The sequence below is a fragment of the Bradyrhizobium sp. USDA 4532 genome (genome assembly GCF_024171315.1).
Classification (GTDB): Bacteria; Pseudomonadota; Alphaproteobacteria; order Rhizobiales; family Xanthobacteraceae; genus Bradyrhizobium; species Bradyrhizobium australafricanum.
Genome location: NZ_JALJZN010000001.1, coordinates 604,948 through 621,926, shown reverse-complemented (window position 1 = coordinate 621,926; position 16,979 = coordinate 604,948). Strand labels below are relative to the sequence as shown.

Annotated in this window: 13 protein-coding genes; 6 read left to right on the top strand and 7 right to left on the bottom strand. The window is 62.2% G+C overall.

What is annotated here, in order from left to right; all coding sequences use genetic code 11:
- Positions 1-4 precede the first annotated feature (4 nt).
- Both J2R76_RS02920 and J2R76_RS02915 read right to left on the bottom strand, forming a co-directional pair.
- On the bottom strand, positions 5-865 hold the full coding sequence (locus tag J2R76_RS02920) for a xanthine dehydrogenase family protein subunit M (RefSeq protein ID WP_076831740.1): 861 nt from the start codon (positions 863-865) through the stop codon (positions 5-7).
- A 254-nt stretch (positions 866-1,119) separates the two neighbouring features.
- Entirely contained in the window at positions 1,120-1,578 is a 459-nt protein-coding gene (locus J2R76_RS02915) for a hypothetical protein (protein WP_076831669.1), read from the bottom strand.
- A gap of 332 nt (positions 1,579-1,910) precedes the next feature.
- On the opposite strand from J2R76_RS02915, the gene J2R76_RS02910 reads away from it, so the two are divergent.
- Positions 1,911-3,506 carry an ABC transporter substrate-binding protein gene (locus tag J2R76_RS02910; protein WP_076831671.1) on the top strand — a complete coding sequence of 532 codons (1,596 nt, stop codon included), beginning with the start codon at positions 1,911-1,913 and terminating at the stop codon, positions 3,504-3,506.
- A gap of 665 nt (positions 3,507-4,171) precedes the next feature.
- Here the strand turns inward: J2R76_RS02910 and J2R76_RS02905 are convergent.
- Complete coding sequence (locus J2R76_RS02905) at positions 4,172-5,734, bottom strand: winged helix-turn-helix domain-containing protein (RefSeq protein WP_057017589.1); 1,563 nt, start codon at positions 5,732-5,734, stop codon at positions 4,172-4,174.
- A gap of 138 nt (positions 5,735-5,872) precedes the next feature.
- Here J2R76_RS02905 and J2R76_RS02900 point away from each other — a divergent pair, with 138 nt between their 5' ends.
- From J2R76_RS02900 to J2R76_RS02890, 3 genes are all read left to right on the top strand, one after another.
- Positions 5,873-6,106, top strand: a complete 234-nt coding sequence (locus J2R76_RS02900; protein ID WP_076831674.1) for a DUF1127 domain-containing protein — start codon at positions 5,873-5,875, stop codon at positions 6,104-6,106.
- Between the two features lie 237 nt (positions 6,107-6,343).
- Positions 6,344-7,747, top strand: coding sequence for an alpha/beta fold hydrolase (locus tag J2R76_RS02895; RefSeq protein ID WP_307720402.1), 1,404 nt, complete (start codon positions 6,344-6,346; stop codon positions 7,745-7,747).
- 181 nt (positions 7,748-7,928) lie between these two features.
- On the top strand, positions 7,929-9,089 hold the full coding sequence (locus J2R76_RS02890; protein ID WP_083715145.1) for an IS110 family transposase: 1,161 nt from the start codon (positions 7,929-7,931) through the stop codon (positions 9,087-9,089).
- Between the two features lie 753 nt (positions 9,090-9,842).
- Here J2R76_RS02890 and J2R76_RS02885 read toward each other — a convergent pair.
- Together J2R76_RS02885 and J2R76_RS02880 are read right to left on the bottom strand one after the other, a co-directional pair.
- A complete protein-coding gene (locus tag J2R76_RS02885; protein WP_076831677.1) occupies positions 9,843-11,039 on the bottom strand; it encodes an IS91 family transposase in 1,197 nt (398 codons plus the stop codon).
- Between the two features lie 8 nt (positions 11,040-11,047).
- The gene (locus J2R76_RS02880) at positions 11,048-11,923 is read right to left on the bottom strand and encodes a site-specific integrase (protein ID WP_194295397.1); all 876 of its coding nucleotides are present in this window, start codon (positions 11,921-11,923) and stop codon (positions 11,048-11,050) included.
- 381 nt (positions 11,924-12,304) lie between these two features.
- On the opposite strand from J2R76_RS02880, the gene J2R76_RS02875 reads away from it, so the two are divergent.
- Together J2R76_RS02875 and J2R76_RS02870 are read left to right on the top strand one after the other, a co-directional pair.
- The gene (locus J2R76_RS02875; RefSeq protein WP_244558926.1) at positions 12,305-13,603 is read left to right on the top strand and encodes a peptidase M15; all 1,299 of its coding nucleotides are present in this window, start codon (positions 12,305-12,307) and stop codon (positions 13,601-13,603) included.
- A gap of 39 nt (positions 13,604-13,642) precedes the next feature.
- The gene (locus tag J2R76_RS02870) at positions 13,643-14,836 is read left to right on the top strand and encodes an aspartate kinase (protein ID WP_076831683.1); all 1,194 of its coding nucleotides are present in this window, start codon (positions 13,643-13,645) and stop codon (positions 14,834-14,836) included.
- A gap of 297 nt (positions 14,837-15,133) precedes the next feature.
- Here J2R76_RS02870 and plsY read toward each other — a convergent pair whose 3' ends face one another.
- Both plsY and J2R76_RS02860 read right to left on the bottom strand, forming a co-directional pair.
- Positions 15,134-15,787 carry a glycerol-3-phosphate 1-O-acyltransferase PlsY gene (gene plsY, locus J2R76_RS02865; RefSeq protein WP_076830239.1) on the bottom strand — a complete coding sequence of 218 codons (654 nt, stop codon included), beginning with the start codon at positions 15,785-15,787 and terminating at the stop codon, positions 15,134-15,136.
- A gap of 35 nt (positions 15,788-15,822) precedes the next feature.
- Positions 15,823-16,962 carry an amidohydrolase/deacetylase family metallohydrolase gene (locus J2R76_RS02860; protein ID WP_076830122.1) on the bottom strand — a complete coding sequence of 380 codons (1,140 nt, stop codon included), beginning with the start codon at positions 16,960-16,962 and terminating at the stop codon, positions 15,823-15,825.
- Between the last annotated feature and the right edge of the window lie 17 nt (positions 16,963-16,979).

The following is a 16,979-nucleotide window of genomic DNA, read 5'->3' as shown; positions in this document are numbered from 1 at the left end:
GGTGCTAGAGTCCTCCCGCGCGCTGTGCGGCGATCGCGGCGGTGCGCTTGAGCAGCACGCCGGCGGTTTTGATCCGGTAGGCGATGGTGCCGCGCTTGTCGTCGATCGGACGGCAGGCGGCGCGGCATGCGGCAGCGGCGGCTTCGAGCGCGGCATCGTCGAGCTTCGAGCCGGTCAGCGCCTTCGCCGCAGGCTCAACCAGCAGCGCGGTCGGCGCCACCGCGCCGAGGCCGACGCGGGCCGCGGTACAGACGCCATCCTTCAAGGTCAGGCTGACGCCGATGCCGACCACCGCGATGTCCATCTCGGTGCGCGGGATCATCCGCAGGTACGCGTCACCCGAGCCTTTCGGCCGCGGCGGCAAGGTGAAGCTGACCAGGATCTCGCCCGGCTTGAGGTTGGTACGGCCAGGTCCGGCCGGCACATCCTCAACCTTCATGTCCCGCCGGCCGTTCGGACCCTGCACGGTGACGACGGCACCCGCCGCAATCATCGCCGGCACGCTGTCGCCGGCCGGTGAGCCGTTGCAGAGATTGCCGCCGGCGGAAGCGCGGCCTTGCACCTGCTTGGAGCCGATCAGGTTCACGGCCTCGAGCACGCCGGGCCACACCTTGCCAAAGCGCGCATGCTCGGCGAGCTCCATGCCGGAGACGGCGGCACCCACACGGAAACCGCCATCGGCGGTTTCGCTGATTTCGGTCATCTCGCCGATCTTCTTGATGTCGACGATCAGTCCCGGCCGCACCAGGCCGGAGCGCATTTGCACCAATAAGTCGGTGCCCCCTGCCATAATGCGGGCGGCACTCCCGGCGGCAGCAAATGCGCCAATCGCTTCGTCAAGCGTGCGCGGTGCTACGTATCGGATATCGGTCATGACGGTTCTTTCGGTCTCCCTCGACTGCTTGTTCCCTTAGGATTTGCGGGATGTGGCCTTATTGATTGCTGGCCGGCAGATCGCGAGCCTACACGGCGGATCGGGGTCCGAACAGCCTGCGAGGTGCGGCAGGAAGCGCAGGCTCCTATGCAGGATGCGGACTTGTGCGGTGCCGGCGGCGGCGCGCGGCATTTGCTTTGGGGCGCGCTCGCGACCCGCCGCGACGAGGCCGCCAACCAGATCGGTCAGGCCTGACCGCGTTTGCCGGAGCCGATCCCAAGCATCGAGAACATCCCGATGACGAGCAGCGCCGCCGGAATGCACCACCACAACACGTAGCCGAACATGTATTCGAAGATCGTGCGCCGGTAAGGGGGAAGCGGATTGGGCAGCGCGCCGGCACGCTGCATCTGCTCGATCTTCTCCTGCGAGAGCTCGTGGTAAACGTTGAGCGGGCGGCCGTTGAGGTCTTTGCCGGAGCCCTTGACCATCAGGGCATAGTAGCCAGTCATCTTGTAGGGCAGGATGAAGGAGTGCGTGAGGCTCACATAGCCTAGCGCGAGGGCTTCGCCCTTGGGCCCCTTCTCGGTCAGGTCCTGCAGCTGCTGGTAGCTGTATCGCGTGCCGAACTCCGCGGCGCGTACGTCCTGACCGGACACCGCCACGCCGATGAACACGAGAAGAACGAGCAGACCGCGGCGCATGGCGTCTTGCCTCTCAACGTCTTGCCTCTCAAAGGGACGCGGCGGTTCGACCGCCGAACACTCATCAAACAAGCTACCGGAAAGGTGTCCAACCCCGGCTAACCCAGGCGATACAAGTGTCAGCAGCCGGTTAAGTCCTCCTCAACCTCGTCGGGACGTGCTGAGCGCGGCGAAGCCCGGAACCAGCGCCTGCTCGGCGACGTGCTCAAGCAGTGAGCGCACACGGCTTTGCAACCTCGCAACCGGACCGAACGCGATGGCGCGGCTCTTGCTTGCTTTCAACAACGGATTGGTGAAGCATGCCGGCGCAAGGGCAGATCGGGAGACGGCGAATGGTCGAAGTTTCGCGCAGAACGCTCCTCAAGCTTGCGGCCGGCGTACCGCCAGCCGTCCTGTCATCGCGCGCCCTTGCCGCGAGCAAGGGCAAGACCATCACCGCCGTGATGCATTCGGACCTGCGCATCATCGATCCCGGTTTCACCACCGCCTACATCACCCGCGACCATGGCTACATGGTCTACGACACGCTGCTCGGCATCGATTCGAGCTTCAAGGTCCGCCCGCAAATGGCGGACTGGACGATCTCGGACGACAAGCTCACCTACACCTTCACGCTGCGCGACGGCCTGAAATGGCATGACGGCGCGCCCGTCACCGCGGAGGACTGCATCGCCTCGCTGAAGCGCTGGACCGCCGTCGACGGCATGGCGCAGAAGCTGGCCGAATTCACCGCTTCCCTCGAGGCGAGCGGGCCGAAGACGATCGTGCTCAAGCTCAAGGAGCCGTACGGCCTCGTGCTGGAGTCGCTGGCAAAGCCCTCCTCCTACGTCGCCTTCATGATGCCGAAGCGGCTCGCGGAGACGCCGCCGGGCAAGCAGATCGCCGAGCAGATCGGTTGCGGGCCGTTCAAGTTCGTGAGCGCGGAATTCCAGCCGGGCGTGAAAGCGGTCTATGAGCGCAACGCCGACTACGTGCCGCGCAAGGACAAGCCGGATTGGCTGTCGGGCGGCAAGGTCGCGAAGGTCGATCGCGTCGAATGGGTCACGATGCCCGACGCGCAGACCGCGATCAACGCGCTGCAATCCGGCGAGATCGACTTCCTGGAACAGCCGTCGGTCGACCTGCTGCCGGTGCTCGAGGCGAACTCCGACCTCACCGTGGCCGTGCTGAACAAGTTCGGCTTCCAGATCGAGGGCCGGATGAATTTCCTGCACCCGCCATTCGACAACGCCAAGGTCCGCCGCGCCGCATTCCTGGCGATGAACCAGAAGGACGTGCTCGACGCCACCGTCGGCAACGCGAAATATTACGAGATCTGCGGCTCCTATTTCGCCTGCGACACGCCGCTCGCCAGCGACGCCGGCGCCGAGACGCTGATCAAGGGCAACGGCATGGCCGAGGCGAAGAAGGCGCTCGCCGCCTCGGGCTATGACGGCACGCCCGTCGTGATCATGATCCCCGGCGACGTGCAGACGCTGAAGGGGCCGCCGACGGTCGCGGCGCAGCTGTTGCGCGCGGCCGGCTTCAACGTCGACGCGCAGGTGACGGACTGGCAGACCGTAGTGAGCCGCCGCGCCAGCCAGAAGCCGCCCAAGGAAGGCGGCTGGAACCTGTTCTTCACCTTCACTGGCGCGACCGAGGTGATGAACCCGATCGTCAACAACCAGATCGCCGCCAACGGCAAGCGGGCGTGGTTCGGCTGGCCCGAAGACGCCAAGCTCGAGCAGATGCGCGACGCCTATGCGCGCGCCACCTCCCCTGAAGAGCAGAAGAAGGTCGCGGTCGAGATTCAAAAGCAAGCCTACGAGCAGGTGATCTATATCCCGCTCGGCCAGTTCCGCTTGCCGAGCGCCTGGCGCAAATCGCTCGCCGGCGTGCTGGAAGGCCCGGCGCCGCCGGTGTTCTGGAACGTCGACAAGACCGAATAAGCAATCGGCTTGTCCGCAGACCCCCTTCGCCCCCAAGCGACCGCCGCAGCTGCGCGCGGCCAAAATATCGAAAACAACCCCATGCAAAGGAGCTGGCGGCTGCCGGCGTTCGACAAGGCAACTTGACACGTCGGGCAACTCAGGGATACATTTCCAATATTCCGAAATCGCGCAAACGCCTCTTGCATGTGCGTCGTCGTCTTATCCTCGTTCAGCGCGCGCTCCCACACGCGAAAGGATAGCTCGTCCTATTCCAGTCCGTTTTCTCGAAGCAGCCTTGCAGTAGACATGCAGAAGAATAGCCACAAGGCGATCGAGATGAGACTACGATGCACCGACTTTGCTCCCGACTGGTATCAAAGTGACAGCCGTTATGCAGCAACTGTCGACAACGAACTCCGTTGTCGACTACAGGAGCTCGAAAGCAACTAGGAATTGAGTTTCCGTTCGCTTGGTGGGTAGTTCGATTGTCCAGCCAACCAACGCAGACGTGCCGAAGGCCAGCTCAGATGTCGGCTTCTGTCATCGTTCCTGACCTCCGGGCCATCGCGGAGATGTCCGGATACGAGAGTACAACTGATACCGGCCCCGGAGGCCCAGATGTCGCACTTTGACCCAAAGCCGACGCAGGGCAGTAAAGCACCGAAGTCGGCCCGAAGCGCTCATCACCCTTCCGGCACGCCAGCGAGGCGCCAGCCTTCACACAAGCGCTGCAGCCCGGCAAGGTAAATTGGATTGTCGCTTTGTTGAGCTGCGAGCAAGCGACGAATGGTGAAACCTGAGTTGAGCGCAAGTCCCGTTCTCGCAGCAGTTCGCGCCTCATCGAGCGCGCCGGTCAAGGCCAAGGCAGCGGCGAGCGATATATGAGCGAGATGAAAGTTACGGTTCGCCTCGGTGCTTCGTCGCAGCCAACTGACGGCTTCGACGTCTGAACCAAGCAGTAGCTTGGCCACGCCCGCAAAACACGCCCACTGGTAAGCGAAAACGTCGCGAGGAGAGAGCCGTAAAGCTTCGAGTATATGACCTTCGGTCTCGGTAGCGCGACCTATGTAGGATTTGGCGAAACCAAGGGCAGCATGAGCGTGGACCAAATTCGGAGCCAGCGCCAACGCATGTTCGAACTCACGGATGCCTTGGGCGGCCCGGTTCGTAAAGGTCTGGACCCAACCCCGAGCCATGTGGGCTGAGGCACTGTTCGGCCTAATCGACAATACCTTGTTCATCATCGCCTCGGCCGCCGCAAGCCGCGCGGGCCCATCATCCGTCGTAAAGCTACCTCCAACTACCGTATCAACATTTGCCAGACCAATCATTGCTTCGACGTTGCCGGGATCGAACTCCAGCGAGCGTTCGAAGAAGCCCCGCGCTTGCGTCACGCATTCAAGGCTAATCCCCTTCATGAACCAGGCCCGGCCCTGGAAGTACAAGTCCATCGCATCGGGATGCAGCGTACGCTCGGCTCGTCGCGCCTCAGCCTCGATGAGCTGGGCACCTAATGCACCGGCGAGCCTCGACACGATTTCGTCCTGCATATCGAACAGGTCGACGACAGGCTTCTCGAAGCGATCGGCCCAAAGATGCTGGCCGCTCCTGGCATCGATCAGCTGAACATTCATCCGAAGTCGCTTGCCGCTGCGTTGCACTGAGCCTTCGAGCACGTAGCGAACATTCAATTCGCGGCCGACTTGGCGGACATCGACAGCTCTGCCCTTGTATGAGACGGCGCTGTTCTGTGCCATTACGAATGAACCACCGATGCGCGACAGGTCCGTGGTCAGACTCTCGGTTATACCGTCCGCGAAATAGTCCTGCTCACGATCACCGCTCAGGTTCGCGAAGGGTAGCACGACGATGGATAGGCGCGGCGGCGCTTCGCCGGTTCGCTCAATTGGGCCAATCGTCTCATTTGCGGGCCTCCGGTCTTCCTTCACTGCGCCAACGAAGCGGAAACCTTTGCGCGGCAATGTTTTGATCAAGTGCTGTTTCTCGCCCGTGTCGCCGATTGCGCTTCGGGCGGCGTTCAGGCGAGTCGTTAGCGCGGCATCCGAGACGACGCGACCCTTCCAAACGGCGCCGACGAGGTCGTCTTTGCTGACGACGCGCTCCCTGTTCCGGATCAGGTATTCAATCAGGTCGAATACTTGGGGTGCGACAACGACCTCTTCCGTTGCGCGCTGCAGTTCGCGCCTGTCGGTATCCAATGCGTAATCCTCAAAAAGAAAACGCAAGCTGCATTCCCTCTCGCGGCCACCTCTGAAACCCCAAGAATAAGCTGCCCGTAAGGGAAATGTAAGCCAACTGTTAAGCGCGCCAGGGGATGTGCCCGCAATCTCGCTTGGCAGAAATAGACCAACCTGGACATTCCAATGAGCACCATCCACGGAACCAGTGAGTTTGGACCAGCAACGGCAAGGCGGCAGTTTTACAGTCCCCTCGAGGCATATTGGAATGCATTTCGTGAGTGGCGCAAACGCGAGAGGCTGCGTGCTGCGCTGGACGATCTGAGCGACAGAGAGTTGATGGATATCGGGATTGCACGGGGCGAACTCGACTACGTCGCCCGATCGGCGCTCTCAGCCGATCCGCGTTTCACATTATAGCTGCCCTAGTTTGGCCGGACGGGGCGATGCTGCCTTAGATCTGCCGGGGAAAGTCGATGAAGTCGGCTTTTGGCCCCTAAGCTGACGGTCTGCATGACCACCGGCTCTTCGAGAGTAACCGGAAGTCCCTTGGCTCGGCCGCCGTGGACGGCTTTTGACCCACAGCCGATATGGGACCTAGCCCGACGCCAACCCAATATGCTTTGATGCCGAAATCACCAATCTGGGAGCAAGTCCTTGACGGGCGAACGGATGGAACGACGGCTGGCGGCCGTGCTGGCGGCGGATGTTGCTGGGTACAGCCGCCTGATGGGAATTGACGAGGAAGGGACGCTCGCCGGCTTAAAGACCGTCAGAAAAGTGATCGTTGATCCGTCTATAGCTTCTCACCGAGGCCGTATCGTCAAGACGACCGGCGACGGTATGTTGGTTGAGTTTGGCAGCTCAGTCGATGCGATCCGCAGTGCAGTTGAAATCCAACGTAGCATGGCTGAGCATAATCCTAATGGGCCACAGGATCGGCGTATCGAATTTCGTATAGGCATCCACGTTGGTGACATCATATTTGATGACAACGACATTTTCGGGGACGGTGTAAACATCGCCGCGCGATTGGAAGGTATTTGTGACCCTGGTGGAATTTGCGTATCAGCTGTCGTCTATGATCAGGTGGATCGCAAGATCGATGTCTCTTTTGCGTCGCGGGGTCTGCAAAAACTGAAAAATATTGAGCGACCGGTGGACATCTATTTTGCCGTACTTAACGAGGCGGTCGACGCTAGTCGGAGCGTCCCCTCGGCCCAGCAGGTACAATATTGTAGATCAATTGACGGTGTGCGACTGGCTTACTCGCGAGTTGGGACCGGGCCGCCTTTGGTAAAAACCGCAAACTGGCTTAGCCATCTGGAGCTCGATTGGGAATTGCCAATTTACCGCCACATGCTGGTAGAGCTTGCGAGGCGAAACACTCTTGTTCGTTACGACGCACGAGGAAGCGGCTTGTCCGATTGGGACGTAAGTGAAATGTCGCTTGATGCTTGGGTGATTGATCTAAAAGCTGTTGTTGATGCGTCCGGGTTGGAACGTTTTCCACTCTTCGGCTATTCACAAGGCTGCGCGGTCAGTGTGGCTTTCGCAAACCGCTACCCAAACCGTGTATCAAAGTTGATCCTCTATGGAGGTTTCGCTACCGGACGCTGCAAGCGGCCATCCGTGACCGAAGCAGACCTCGATCGCTACAATGCCACTAGAACGTTAATACGAGTGGGTTGGAATTCAGATGAGCCAACTTTCAGACAATTGCTGACATCACAGCTCGCTCCGACAGCGACCGTTGAACAGGCAGCCGCCTTCAACATCATGCAGCGAAAATCTACCTCGCCAGAGAACGCTGTTCGCTACTACGAGACAGTGAGCAATTTCGACATTACTGAGCTATTGCCCGAAGTTTCTGTACCCACGCTCGTCTTACATGCCCGAGAAGAAATTATGCAGCCCATAGAAGAAGGCCGCCGCCTAGCCGCAGCTATTCCTGGTTCGAGGTTTGTATCTCTCCCTGGCAAAAATCACGTACTGTTGGAAAACGATCCCGGAATGGCCCAATTTCTCGAGGAGGTAAGGCAATTTTTAGAAATGGGGTGAATGCGAGCACTTCCGGTTTTGTGAAGGGTTTCGGATGCCGGCCGCATGATTGACGGCGCGGCACATTCGGGCGGCCGGCGTCCGAAAGCCTCCAAGGGAGATGCTATGGTGCGGGCGGCGGCGGTGAGGACGGTGAGGATATGGCATTCATCGGCGCTGATGTGAACCGATGGAGCACCCCATGCAGAAGTTGAACGACCTGAGCCGATCCCTCACACCCCTCAAACCGGACGGTACGCTGATCGCTGTGATCGAGATGAGCCTGTCGAGCTGGCTCGTTGCGGGGATTGTGCCTGGTGTCGAGCGCCAGCCGTCGAAGAAGCTTGAGGTCGACGAGAACGCCTTGCTGAAGCTGCTCAATCGCTGGCGAGAAGAGGCGCGGAAGGCAGGACACCGCATCGAACGCATCGCGGTCGCTTTCGAGGCCGGCCGTGACGGTTTCTGGCTGGCCCGCTGGCTCAGGGTGCGCGACATCGAGGCGCATGTCATTCACGCATCGAGCATAGCGGTATCGCGCGAGCACCGGCGCGCCAAGACCGATCGTCTCGACACCGAACTGCTGAAACGCTCTTTTCTCGGCTGGTTGCGGGGCGAGCGTGATCACTGCAAGATGGTCGCGATCCCGACAATCAAGGACGAAGATGCCAAGCGCCCCACCCGTGAGCGCGAGAGCCTTGTCGGAGAGCAAAGTCGGATCGTCAACCGAATGAAAGCAGCGTTGATACGGCTCGGCATCCGCGGCTTCAATCCCAAGCTGAAGAAAGCCGCCGAACGCCTTGACGGCTTGCGCACCCCCGAAGGAGAGCCGATCCCGCCCAACACCCTGGCTGAGCTGCGTCGCGACATGGCGCGCCGGCGGCTCGTCAGCGATCAGATACGGCAGATCGAGGAGGCTCGCCTGGAGCGTCTCAAGCAAACGCCCAGTGATGGACCACACGCAATGGAGCGCCTGTTGGCGCGGGTAATCGGGGTTGGTGTCGAGACCGGCGACATGCTGGTGCAGGAGGTACTATCGCGAAGCATGCGCGACCGAAGGGCGATAGCGCGTTATGCCGGCCTCACTGGCTCGCCTGACGAAAGCGGCAGAAAACGCCGGGAGAGAGGGCTGACCCGTTCCGGCAATGCCCGAGTGAGACGAGGCATGATCGAATTGGCGTGGCGATTTCTCAGATTCCAGAAGGACAGCGTCTTGGCGCAGTGGTTTCGAACTCGTACCGAGAATGCCCGCGGGACGCGCAAGACCATGATCGTGGCCTTGGCGCGCAAGCTCCTGATCGCTCTGTGGCGACTCGTGCGGGAGGGCGTAGTGCCGGACGGCGTCGTTCTGCGGCCGGCATCATGAACGGAGGAAGGACACCCCAACAGTTTCGGCCTTCCGTCCGCCTGTGACGGTGTCGCCGATGACGGTTCGAGGTGGCGGGGTCCCGACGTGTTTCCTTGGCTTCGATGCCGAAAGGGAGAATGGGTCCGCCGCTTCGGAGCTTCGCTGCCGATGCGCATGACTGCATCATGGTTCGGGGTCCTTGGACCCACCGGATACAAGGTTGTGGCGCGATTGATCGCGCCCGCAAGCGGGCTCCCCTCCGATCGTCATCCCGATCGCACCAAGCGATGCCGTCGTGCTCGAAGCTGTCAAGGTGTGGCCTGGCAACGGCGGAGCCTGTCGTACGATTCGTGCGGCGGCCAACCTTGACAGCTTCTGCGCGCGCCAGCGCAAGCGAAGTGCGGGTCGGGACGAAGAAACGGCCTCAGATCGAACAAAGAAACTGACGAAGGAAAAGATGCGCCGACCTATCGCCTATTTAAACGCCTCCCTTGACAAAGCCCATACAAGGAAACCGCGCATGGTGGGCAGGAAAGTGCGGCGGGCTCTATGGGGATTTGAGCTCTGCAGGCGACCTGGCCGATGGAGTTCGAACCGGTGCAGCGGTCGGCACGACGCTGTCGCTATCATTGAATGGGCGGTGGGCGGCGTCGAACGCGATCAATGATGGACGGATGGGCGACGACCGATGAGCGTTCAGGTGCGCTCCGCCGTGGCCGGTCGATGAGCGGCGGGCATGGCGAGCAGCTTTGCAGAATGACGGTTGCGCGCTCATGACGTATCGATCCTGATGGCGCGGGTTGGCGCGGTCTGTTGATGGCTGGGCGTTGCGCCTCGCTCAAAGACCTCGATGACGATCATGCGACCGCCGCAGCATGGGCACGGCGGCTTGCCGGCGGCGATGGTCTCGGTGGGCTCATTCTCACGATCGCTGACGGCGAGCAGTTCGCGCGCGCGTGCGATATTGTCGGCGCAGGGGCCCCGCGCCAGCAGGCCGTAGTGGCGGATGCGGTGCAAGCCCTTTGGCAACACGTGGATGAGGAAGCGGCGGATGAACTCGAAGGTGGCGAGCGTCATCCGCTTGTGACGATTGCGGCCATCGACCCGATAATCCTTCCATCTGAAGGTGACGCCTTGCTGGTCGAGGGCGATCAGGCGGCTGTTGGCGATGGCGACGCGGTGTGTATAGCGCGACAGATAGGCCAGCACGGCCTGTGGGCCGCCGAACGGACGCTTGGCATAAACGACCCATTCCGTCTTGCGCGACGCTGCAAGCAATGCGGCGAATGATTGTGCTCCGGCGAGATGAGCGTCGTTACCGAAGAAGCTGAGGCGCCCGGCCTGGTGGAGGGCAGCAAGGCGACCCAGGAACAGGCGCCGGAACAGTCGTGAGAGCACGCGCACCGGCAGGAAGAAGCCCGGCCGGCAGGGTACCCAGCTCTGACCATCGAGGGAGATACCGCCGCCCGGCACGATCATGTGCACATGGGGGTGGTGGGTCATGGCCGAGCCCCAGGTGTGCAGCACCGACGTGATGCCGATCCTGGCCCCTAAATGCTTCGGGTCGGCGGCGATCGTCAGCATGGTCTCGGCCGAGACCTTGAACAGCAGGTCGTAGATGGCAGCCCTGTTGTGATAGGCGATGTCGGCGATCCGAGCCGGCAGCGTGAACACGACGTGATAATACGGCACCGGCAGCAGCTCGGCTTCGCGATCGGCGAGCCACTGCTTCGCCGCAGCGCCTTGGCACTTCGGGCAATGCCGGTTGCGGCAGGAGTTGTAGGCGATCGTCGTGTAGGCGCAGTTCTCACAGCGCGCGACATGGCCGCCGAGGGCTGCCGTGCGGCAGCGCTCGATCGCCGACATCACCTTCAACTGGTCGAGGCTGACGTGGCCGGCATGGGCCTTGCGCCACGCCGGACCATGGCTGCGGAGGATATCCGCAACCTCCAGAACCGGGCGGGACACGGGCGCCGTCAGCCGGGTGGCCGAGCCTCCTTCATCTTGATCGCGATGTGTTCCAGCGGACTCATCACTTCGCTGATCGTCTTGGTGGCGACCCGGGTATAGAGCGCCGTGGTGTCGAGCTTGGCGTGACCGGGCAGCACCTGGATCACGCGCACGTCGATGTTCTGCTCCAAGAGATGGGTGGCGAAGCTGTGCCTCAGGGTATGCAGCGACACGCGCTTGTTGATCTCCGCCATCTGCACGGCGGCATGACAGGCACGATTGAGCTGGCGCGTGGTCATCGGCTGCGCCGGATCGCGGCCGGGGAACAGCCAGCCCTGCGGCCGCGCCGCCTTCCACCAGGTCCGCAGCAGATCAAGCAGGTGCGGCGACAGCATGACGTTGCGGTCCTTGCCGCCCTTGCCCTGCTCGACGCGGATAATCATCCGCTTGCTGTCGATGTCGGCGACCTTGAGCGAGACCACCTCGGCGGCGCGCAGGCCGGCGCCGTAGGCCACGCTCAGCGCCGCCTTGTACTTCAGCCCCGGTGCCGCATCGAGCAGCCGCGCCACTTCCTCTGGGCTCAGCACCACCGGCAGCTTGCGCGGCTCGTGAATGACGTGGGTGTGCTCGACGATCTCGTGGCGCTTGAGCGTGACCCTGAAGAAGAACCGCAGCGTCGAGACGGTCTGGTTGATGGTCGGCACGCCAACGCCGCTCGATGCCAGATGCAGCTGGTAGCGCCGCACGTCCTCAAAACTCGCCGTATCAGGTGATCGCCCGAGAAACGCCGCGAAGTTCTTGACCCGTTGCACATAGTCATGTTGGGTCTTCGGCGCGAACTTCCGGATCGTCATGTCTTCGATCATGCGCCGGCGCAGCGGGCTCACTGCCTCGTCGGTCATGGGGATGCTCCTGTTTTGAGTGAAGGTTGCGAACCCCTCATCTCAAGACAGGACGCCTCGTTGCGCTATCCTCTCAGCCGTGCTGCCAGCCGTCGCGCCCTACCGCGCGAGCGGTTTAGTCCTCTGGCGCATAGCTGACGGTCTGCATGACGATCGCGAACGTCGGCTCTTCGAGGTGAACCGGAAGTCACCCGGCTCGGTCGCTATGGGCGGCTTTTGACCCAAAATGGGAATCAAAGCTCGAGCGCAGGTGAATCACCGAACGCAGCAGCACGCGCCGTGCCGGGTTGCTCGCGGCCGCGCGTTGCGGTCGGGCAACACTTTCTGGAAAAGCGTAGCGCCTACGGCTTCCGCCCATTGCGCATTTCCATTTTGATCCGAATGATCGATGCCGTCGCGTGCTGGGCGGTGCAACAGGGCTCGGATCGAGCCTTTGGAGGCTACGGGGTGATGAACCCGCGGCGAATTGCGACTCCGGAGTTGTGCGGGACGGTCGTTCTCGCAGGTTGGCTCCTTGCCTGGCTTGCCGGCTCTGCCGGCATCGGGAACAGCGGCGCAGTGTCCATCGAGGACCTCGCACCATCTCTCGCCGCCAACGCCGAACTGGCTGATACGCGACAGGCCACGGCAGTCGACAACGTCAGCAAAGTGAATGCTGAAGCAGCGATGGCTGCAGAACCCCTAACGGGGCCGGCGTCCGACACGATGGCCCCGCCGCAGGCAGGCGTCATGGGTAACGCTGTCGCCAACGCCGATGCGGCGATGGCGGTTGAATCGGTGCCGGCGACGCCCCCTGATGCGACAGCAACCTCGAGCGAGCCGAAGTCAATCGTCGTGGCTGCCTTGCCGGATTCGTCGCAGACGCTGCCGGTCGAAACATCGCCGGTGCAAGCGGCGACGGCGAGCCCGCCTCCAGTGTCTGGTGACACCGAGGAGGCCGCGAGACCCCTGGATATTTTCGAGGAGTGCCTCGTCGTCGATGTCTGCATCGACCGGTACCTGTGGGCGCTCTACCAGCGGACGCCGAAGCAAGACACCATCAGCGTACAAGAGCAGCGGAAAGTGACCGTCAAGAAGAAGCGCAAGACGGTGACTGTCACCAGGACGTTCACCAGGCGCGTCGATAACGATTTCACGTGGAAGGATCCGAAGGCGGCGGAGCGAATGGGCATGCCGATGATCGACTACGTGATTGGAGGGGTGGATCGGAGCTTCAAACTCAAGCTGTTTCACGCGCTCTACGCGGCGGAGCAGGCCGGGTTGGCGCCTGGCATCACCAGCGCGTTCCGCGATGACTACCGTCAATCGATCGCGAGCGGCCTGAAGGCGGCGTCCGACAAGTCATACCATGGCGGGAGCTTCCGCGGCGGCTATGGCCACGGGCTTGCCGTCGATGTCGTGAGCGTCAGAGGCGCGACGCGGGCGGAGCGTTGGGTCTCCACCGAGGCCCTTTGGAAATGGATCGATGCGCGTGGACCGGATTTTGGAATCGGGCGACCGTATCTCGATCGAGATCCACCACATGTCGCGCCGATCGACGGCAAGGAATACGCCGCTCACCGCGGCGGGACGAAAGCTCAGCACGCGGAAGCGGATCGCAAGAAGCGCGACCGGGGCGCTGTGCGGGTCGTGGCAAAACGATCAAAGACCGCAAAGGCGTCGAAGGGGAGAACGATCTGATCGGGTTCAGCTGCGCCTTCCAACACGACGCGGGCAACAATGCCTAGCAATCCCATCATCGTGCAAAAATACGGAGGCGTCTGTCTCGAAACACCAGCAAGAATCCGCGCGGCCGCGAGCAGTGTCGCCGATTTGCATGGCCGTGGTCATCGTGTCGTGGCGATCGTTTCAGCGATGGGCAAGACCACCGATGAACTCGTCAGGATGGCCTATCAGGTCAGCCCGCACCCCAATCGCCGCGAACTCGATATGCTCTTGACCACCGGCGAGCGCATCAGCATGTCCTTGATGAGCATGGCGCTGTCTGATCTCGGCGTGCCGGCGATCAGCTTTACCGGCAGTCAGGCCGGTGTCATGACCGACGGGTCCCATTCCTCCGCACGCATTCTGGACGTGCGGCCCATTCGCGTGCGCGAAGAACTCGATCGTGGACGCATCGTGGTTTTGGCGGGCTTTCAGGGCGTGAACCCGCTGACCAAGGAAATCACGACGCTTGGCCGAGGTGGCAGCGATACCACCGCGGTCGCCATGGCTGCGGCGCTCAAGGCGGAGTGCTGCGAGATCATCAAGGAGGTCGACGGAGTTTGCTCGGCTGACCCGCGCATCGTCGCGGACGCAAAACCCTTGCGTCAGCTGGATTTCGCATCCCTGTCCGAAATGTGCTTCTGGGGCGCCAAGGTCCTGCACTTTCGCAGCGTGGAGCTGGCCCACAGCCAAAACGTGCCTTTGGTCCTGAGAAAGTGGGGCGGCGCGCGACACAGCACGCAAGTGATGAAGGAGGTCGCAGACATGGAGAACGGAAAAGTCCTGGCCGTCAACTCGATGGCTCGCATCGAGCATGTGGAGATCGATTCGGCGGACCTCAATCAAGGCTTTGAGAAGTTCGCGCAGCATCTCCAGCAAAATGGCTTGCCTTGGCCGCAACTCCTCGCCTCGGCTTTCACCGCCGAAAAAACCCGCATCATGATGACTTGCGATTCTGAGACACTCGACGCGTTGCTGCGTACACTGGAACGGAGCAAAGACCTGCGCAAACAGCGCGAGACGCTGAGTTCGGTGAGCCTCACTTGCTTCGGCGGTATTTCCTCGGACCTGCCGTACAAGGCGGTTCAGATTCTGCAACGCCACGGAATCATCGCCGACAAGTATGTTTTGTCATCGCATTCGGTAAGCTTCTTTGTTCCGATGGAGAGCCGTGAGGCCGCGGTCATGGCTCTGCATTCGCTGATCTAGTTGAAATTTGGCAAGGGACGACGTTGCCCGGCCTCGCCATCAATACCAGCCGCGCCGACTATCGCGTGGTGAAGGAGTTCCGGATGATGCGCTTCACCGGTGAGCGGTGGCAGCCTTTCGGGCCGGTCGTCGCCGACTAGAGCCTTCCCCGTTCCGATTGAATCGGAACGGGATTCCATATCCATGGTTCAAACGCGTTTTCTTAACGCGAACCGGTACCGGCTTCGCTCCGGAGCGCTCGAGGCCGGATCATCGGATTGATCGATCGGCCTTCTCTGAGGAAATCCGAACCACTTATCAATGCCCGAGCCGCGCCTCCGTGCCGGCCAGCAGCCGCTGAATGTTGGCACGATGGCGCACGATCACGTAGATGCCGCCTGCGATCACCAGCAAGCGATAGGGCAACGGTTGCTCCAGGCCGCAGACGAGGACGATCGCCGTCAATGCCGCCAGCATCGAGCCGAGGGAGACAATCCGAAAGACAGCCACCACAGCGCCAAAGGCCGCCGCAGCGCCGAGGCCTACCGGCCAGGACATCGCCAGCAACACGCCGAGCCCGGTCGCAGCGGATTTGCCGCCGGTGAAATTCAGCCAGATCGAACGGCCGTGCCCTAGCAACACGGCAAGCCCGGCCAGGCAGACAGCCCAGGACACGCAGGTTTGCGGATCAAGCGCTGCCGGCGGCGTGACGGATGGCAAGGTGTACAACCAGGGATAAAACCAGCGGGCGAACAGGATTGCCGCTACGCCTTTCAGCACGTCGACAAGGAGCACCGCCAATGCGGGCCACTTCCCCAGGGTTCGCAATACGTTCGTTGCCCCGGTGGATTTGGAGCCATGCTGGCGGATATCGATGCCCCTCAGCAGCTTCCCCGCCAGATACCCCGTCGGCGTCGAACCGAGCAGATAGGCGATCGCCAGTCCAGCCACACCCGCGATCCAGAAGATCATGCCAGTCACCTCGATGCCCGCGGCGGCGATCAATCCTAACGCGGATGCCACCAGCGTCCGCCGATCACGACGCCTTCGGATGCGATCTTGCGATCGCCGGTCAGGTGCTCGCCGACCACATCGACATAGTCGAACGTCCCCTGCCGGACCAAGAGCAGCGTGGCGTCGCCGACGCTGCCCGGCTTGAGGCTGCCGAGCTCGGGCCGCCGCAATGCCATCGCGGCATTGACGGTGGACGCCGCGATCACGTCCGGCAGCGGCATCCCCATGCAGAGGAATTTCGACATCGTCGTCACCTGGTCGAATGCCGGGCCGTCGATGCAGAGCTGATGGATGTCGGAGGAGATGGTGTCGGGATAGAAGCCGTTGGCGAGCATCGCGCGCGCCGTCCTGAAGGCGAACGAGCCCTTGCCATGGCCGATGTCGAACAGCACGCCGCGCTCGCGCGCCTCCAGGACGACCTTCTTCACCGTGCCCTGCGCGGTCGCGGGCGTGTTGGGGAACGGACGGAACGCATGGGTCAGCACGTCGCCCGGACGCAGGCGCGCGAGCACCTCCTCATAGCTCGGCGGCGGATGGTCGATATGCGCCATCAGGGGCATGCCGACCTGCTCGGCAACTTCGAGCGCGATCTCGAGCGGCACCAGCCCCGAGGTGCCCGAGGCGAACAGGCCGACCCGCACCTTGATGCCGACGATCAGGTCGCGGTTCTCGTCGGCGACGCGCGCCGCATCGATTGGATTCATCAGCCGCAGCTCCTCGCTCTCGCCGACCATCACGCGATCCGAGAAGCCGAAGATGCCGGCGTGCGAGACGTGCAGATAGGCGAGGATACGGACCTGGCTCGGCTCGATCACATGCTTGCGGAAGCCGGCAAAGTTGCCGGGGCCGGCGCTGCCGGTGTCGACCGAGGTGGTGACGCCGGAGTTGCGGCAAAACTCCTCCGCATCGATGCCGAGCGAGGTGCCGCCCCAATAGACATGGGTGTGCAGGTCGATGATCCCCGGCGAGACGATCAGCCCCGAGACGTCGCGGACCTCGGTGGCGGGATCGGCTTGCAACTCACGGCCGAGCGCAGCGACCTTGCCCGCGGCAAAGCCGACATCGGTCACGGCATCGAGTTTCTGCGACGGGTCGATCACCCGTCCGCCGCGCAGGATCAAATCGAAAGGCATCGTGTTCTCCGGATTCG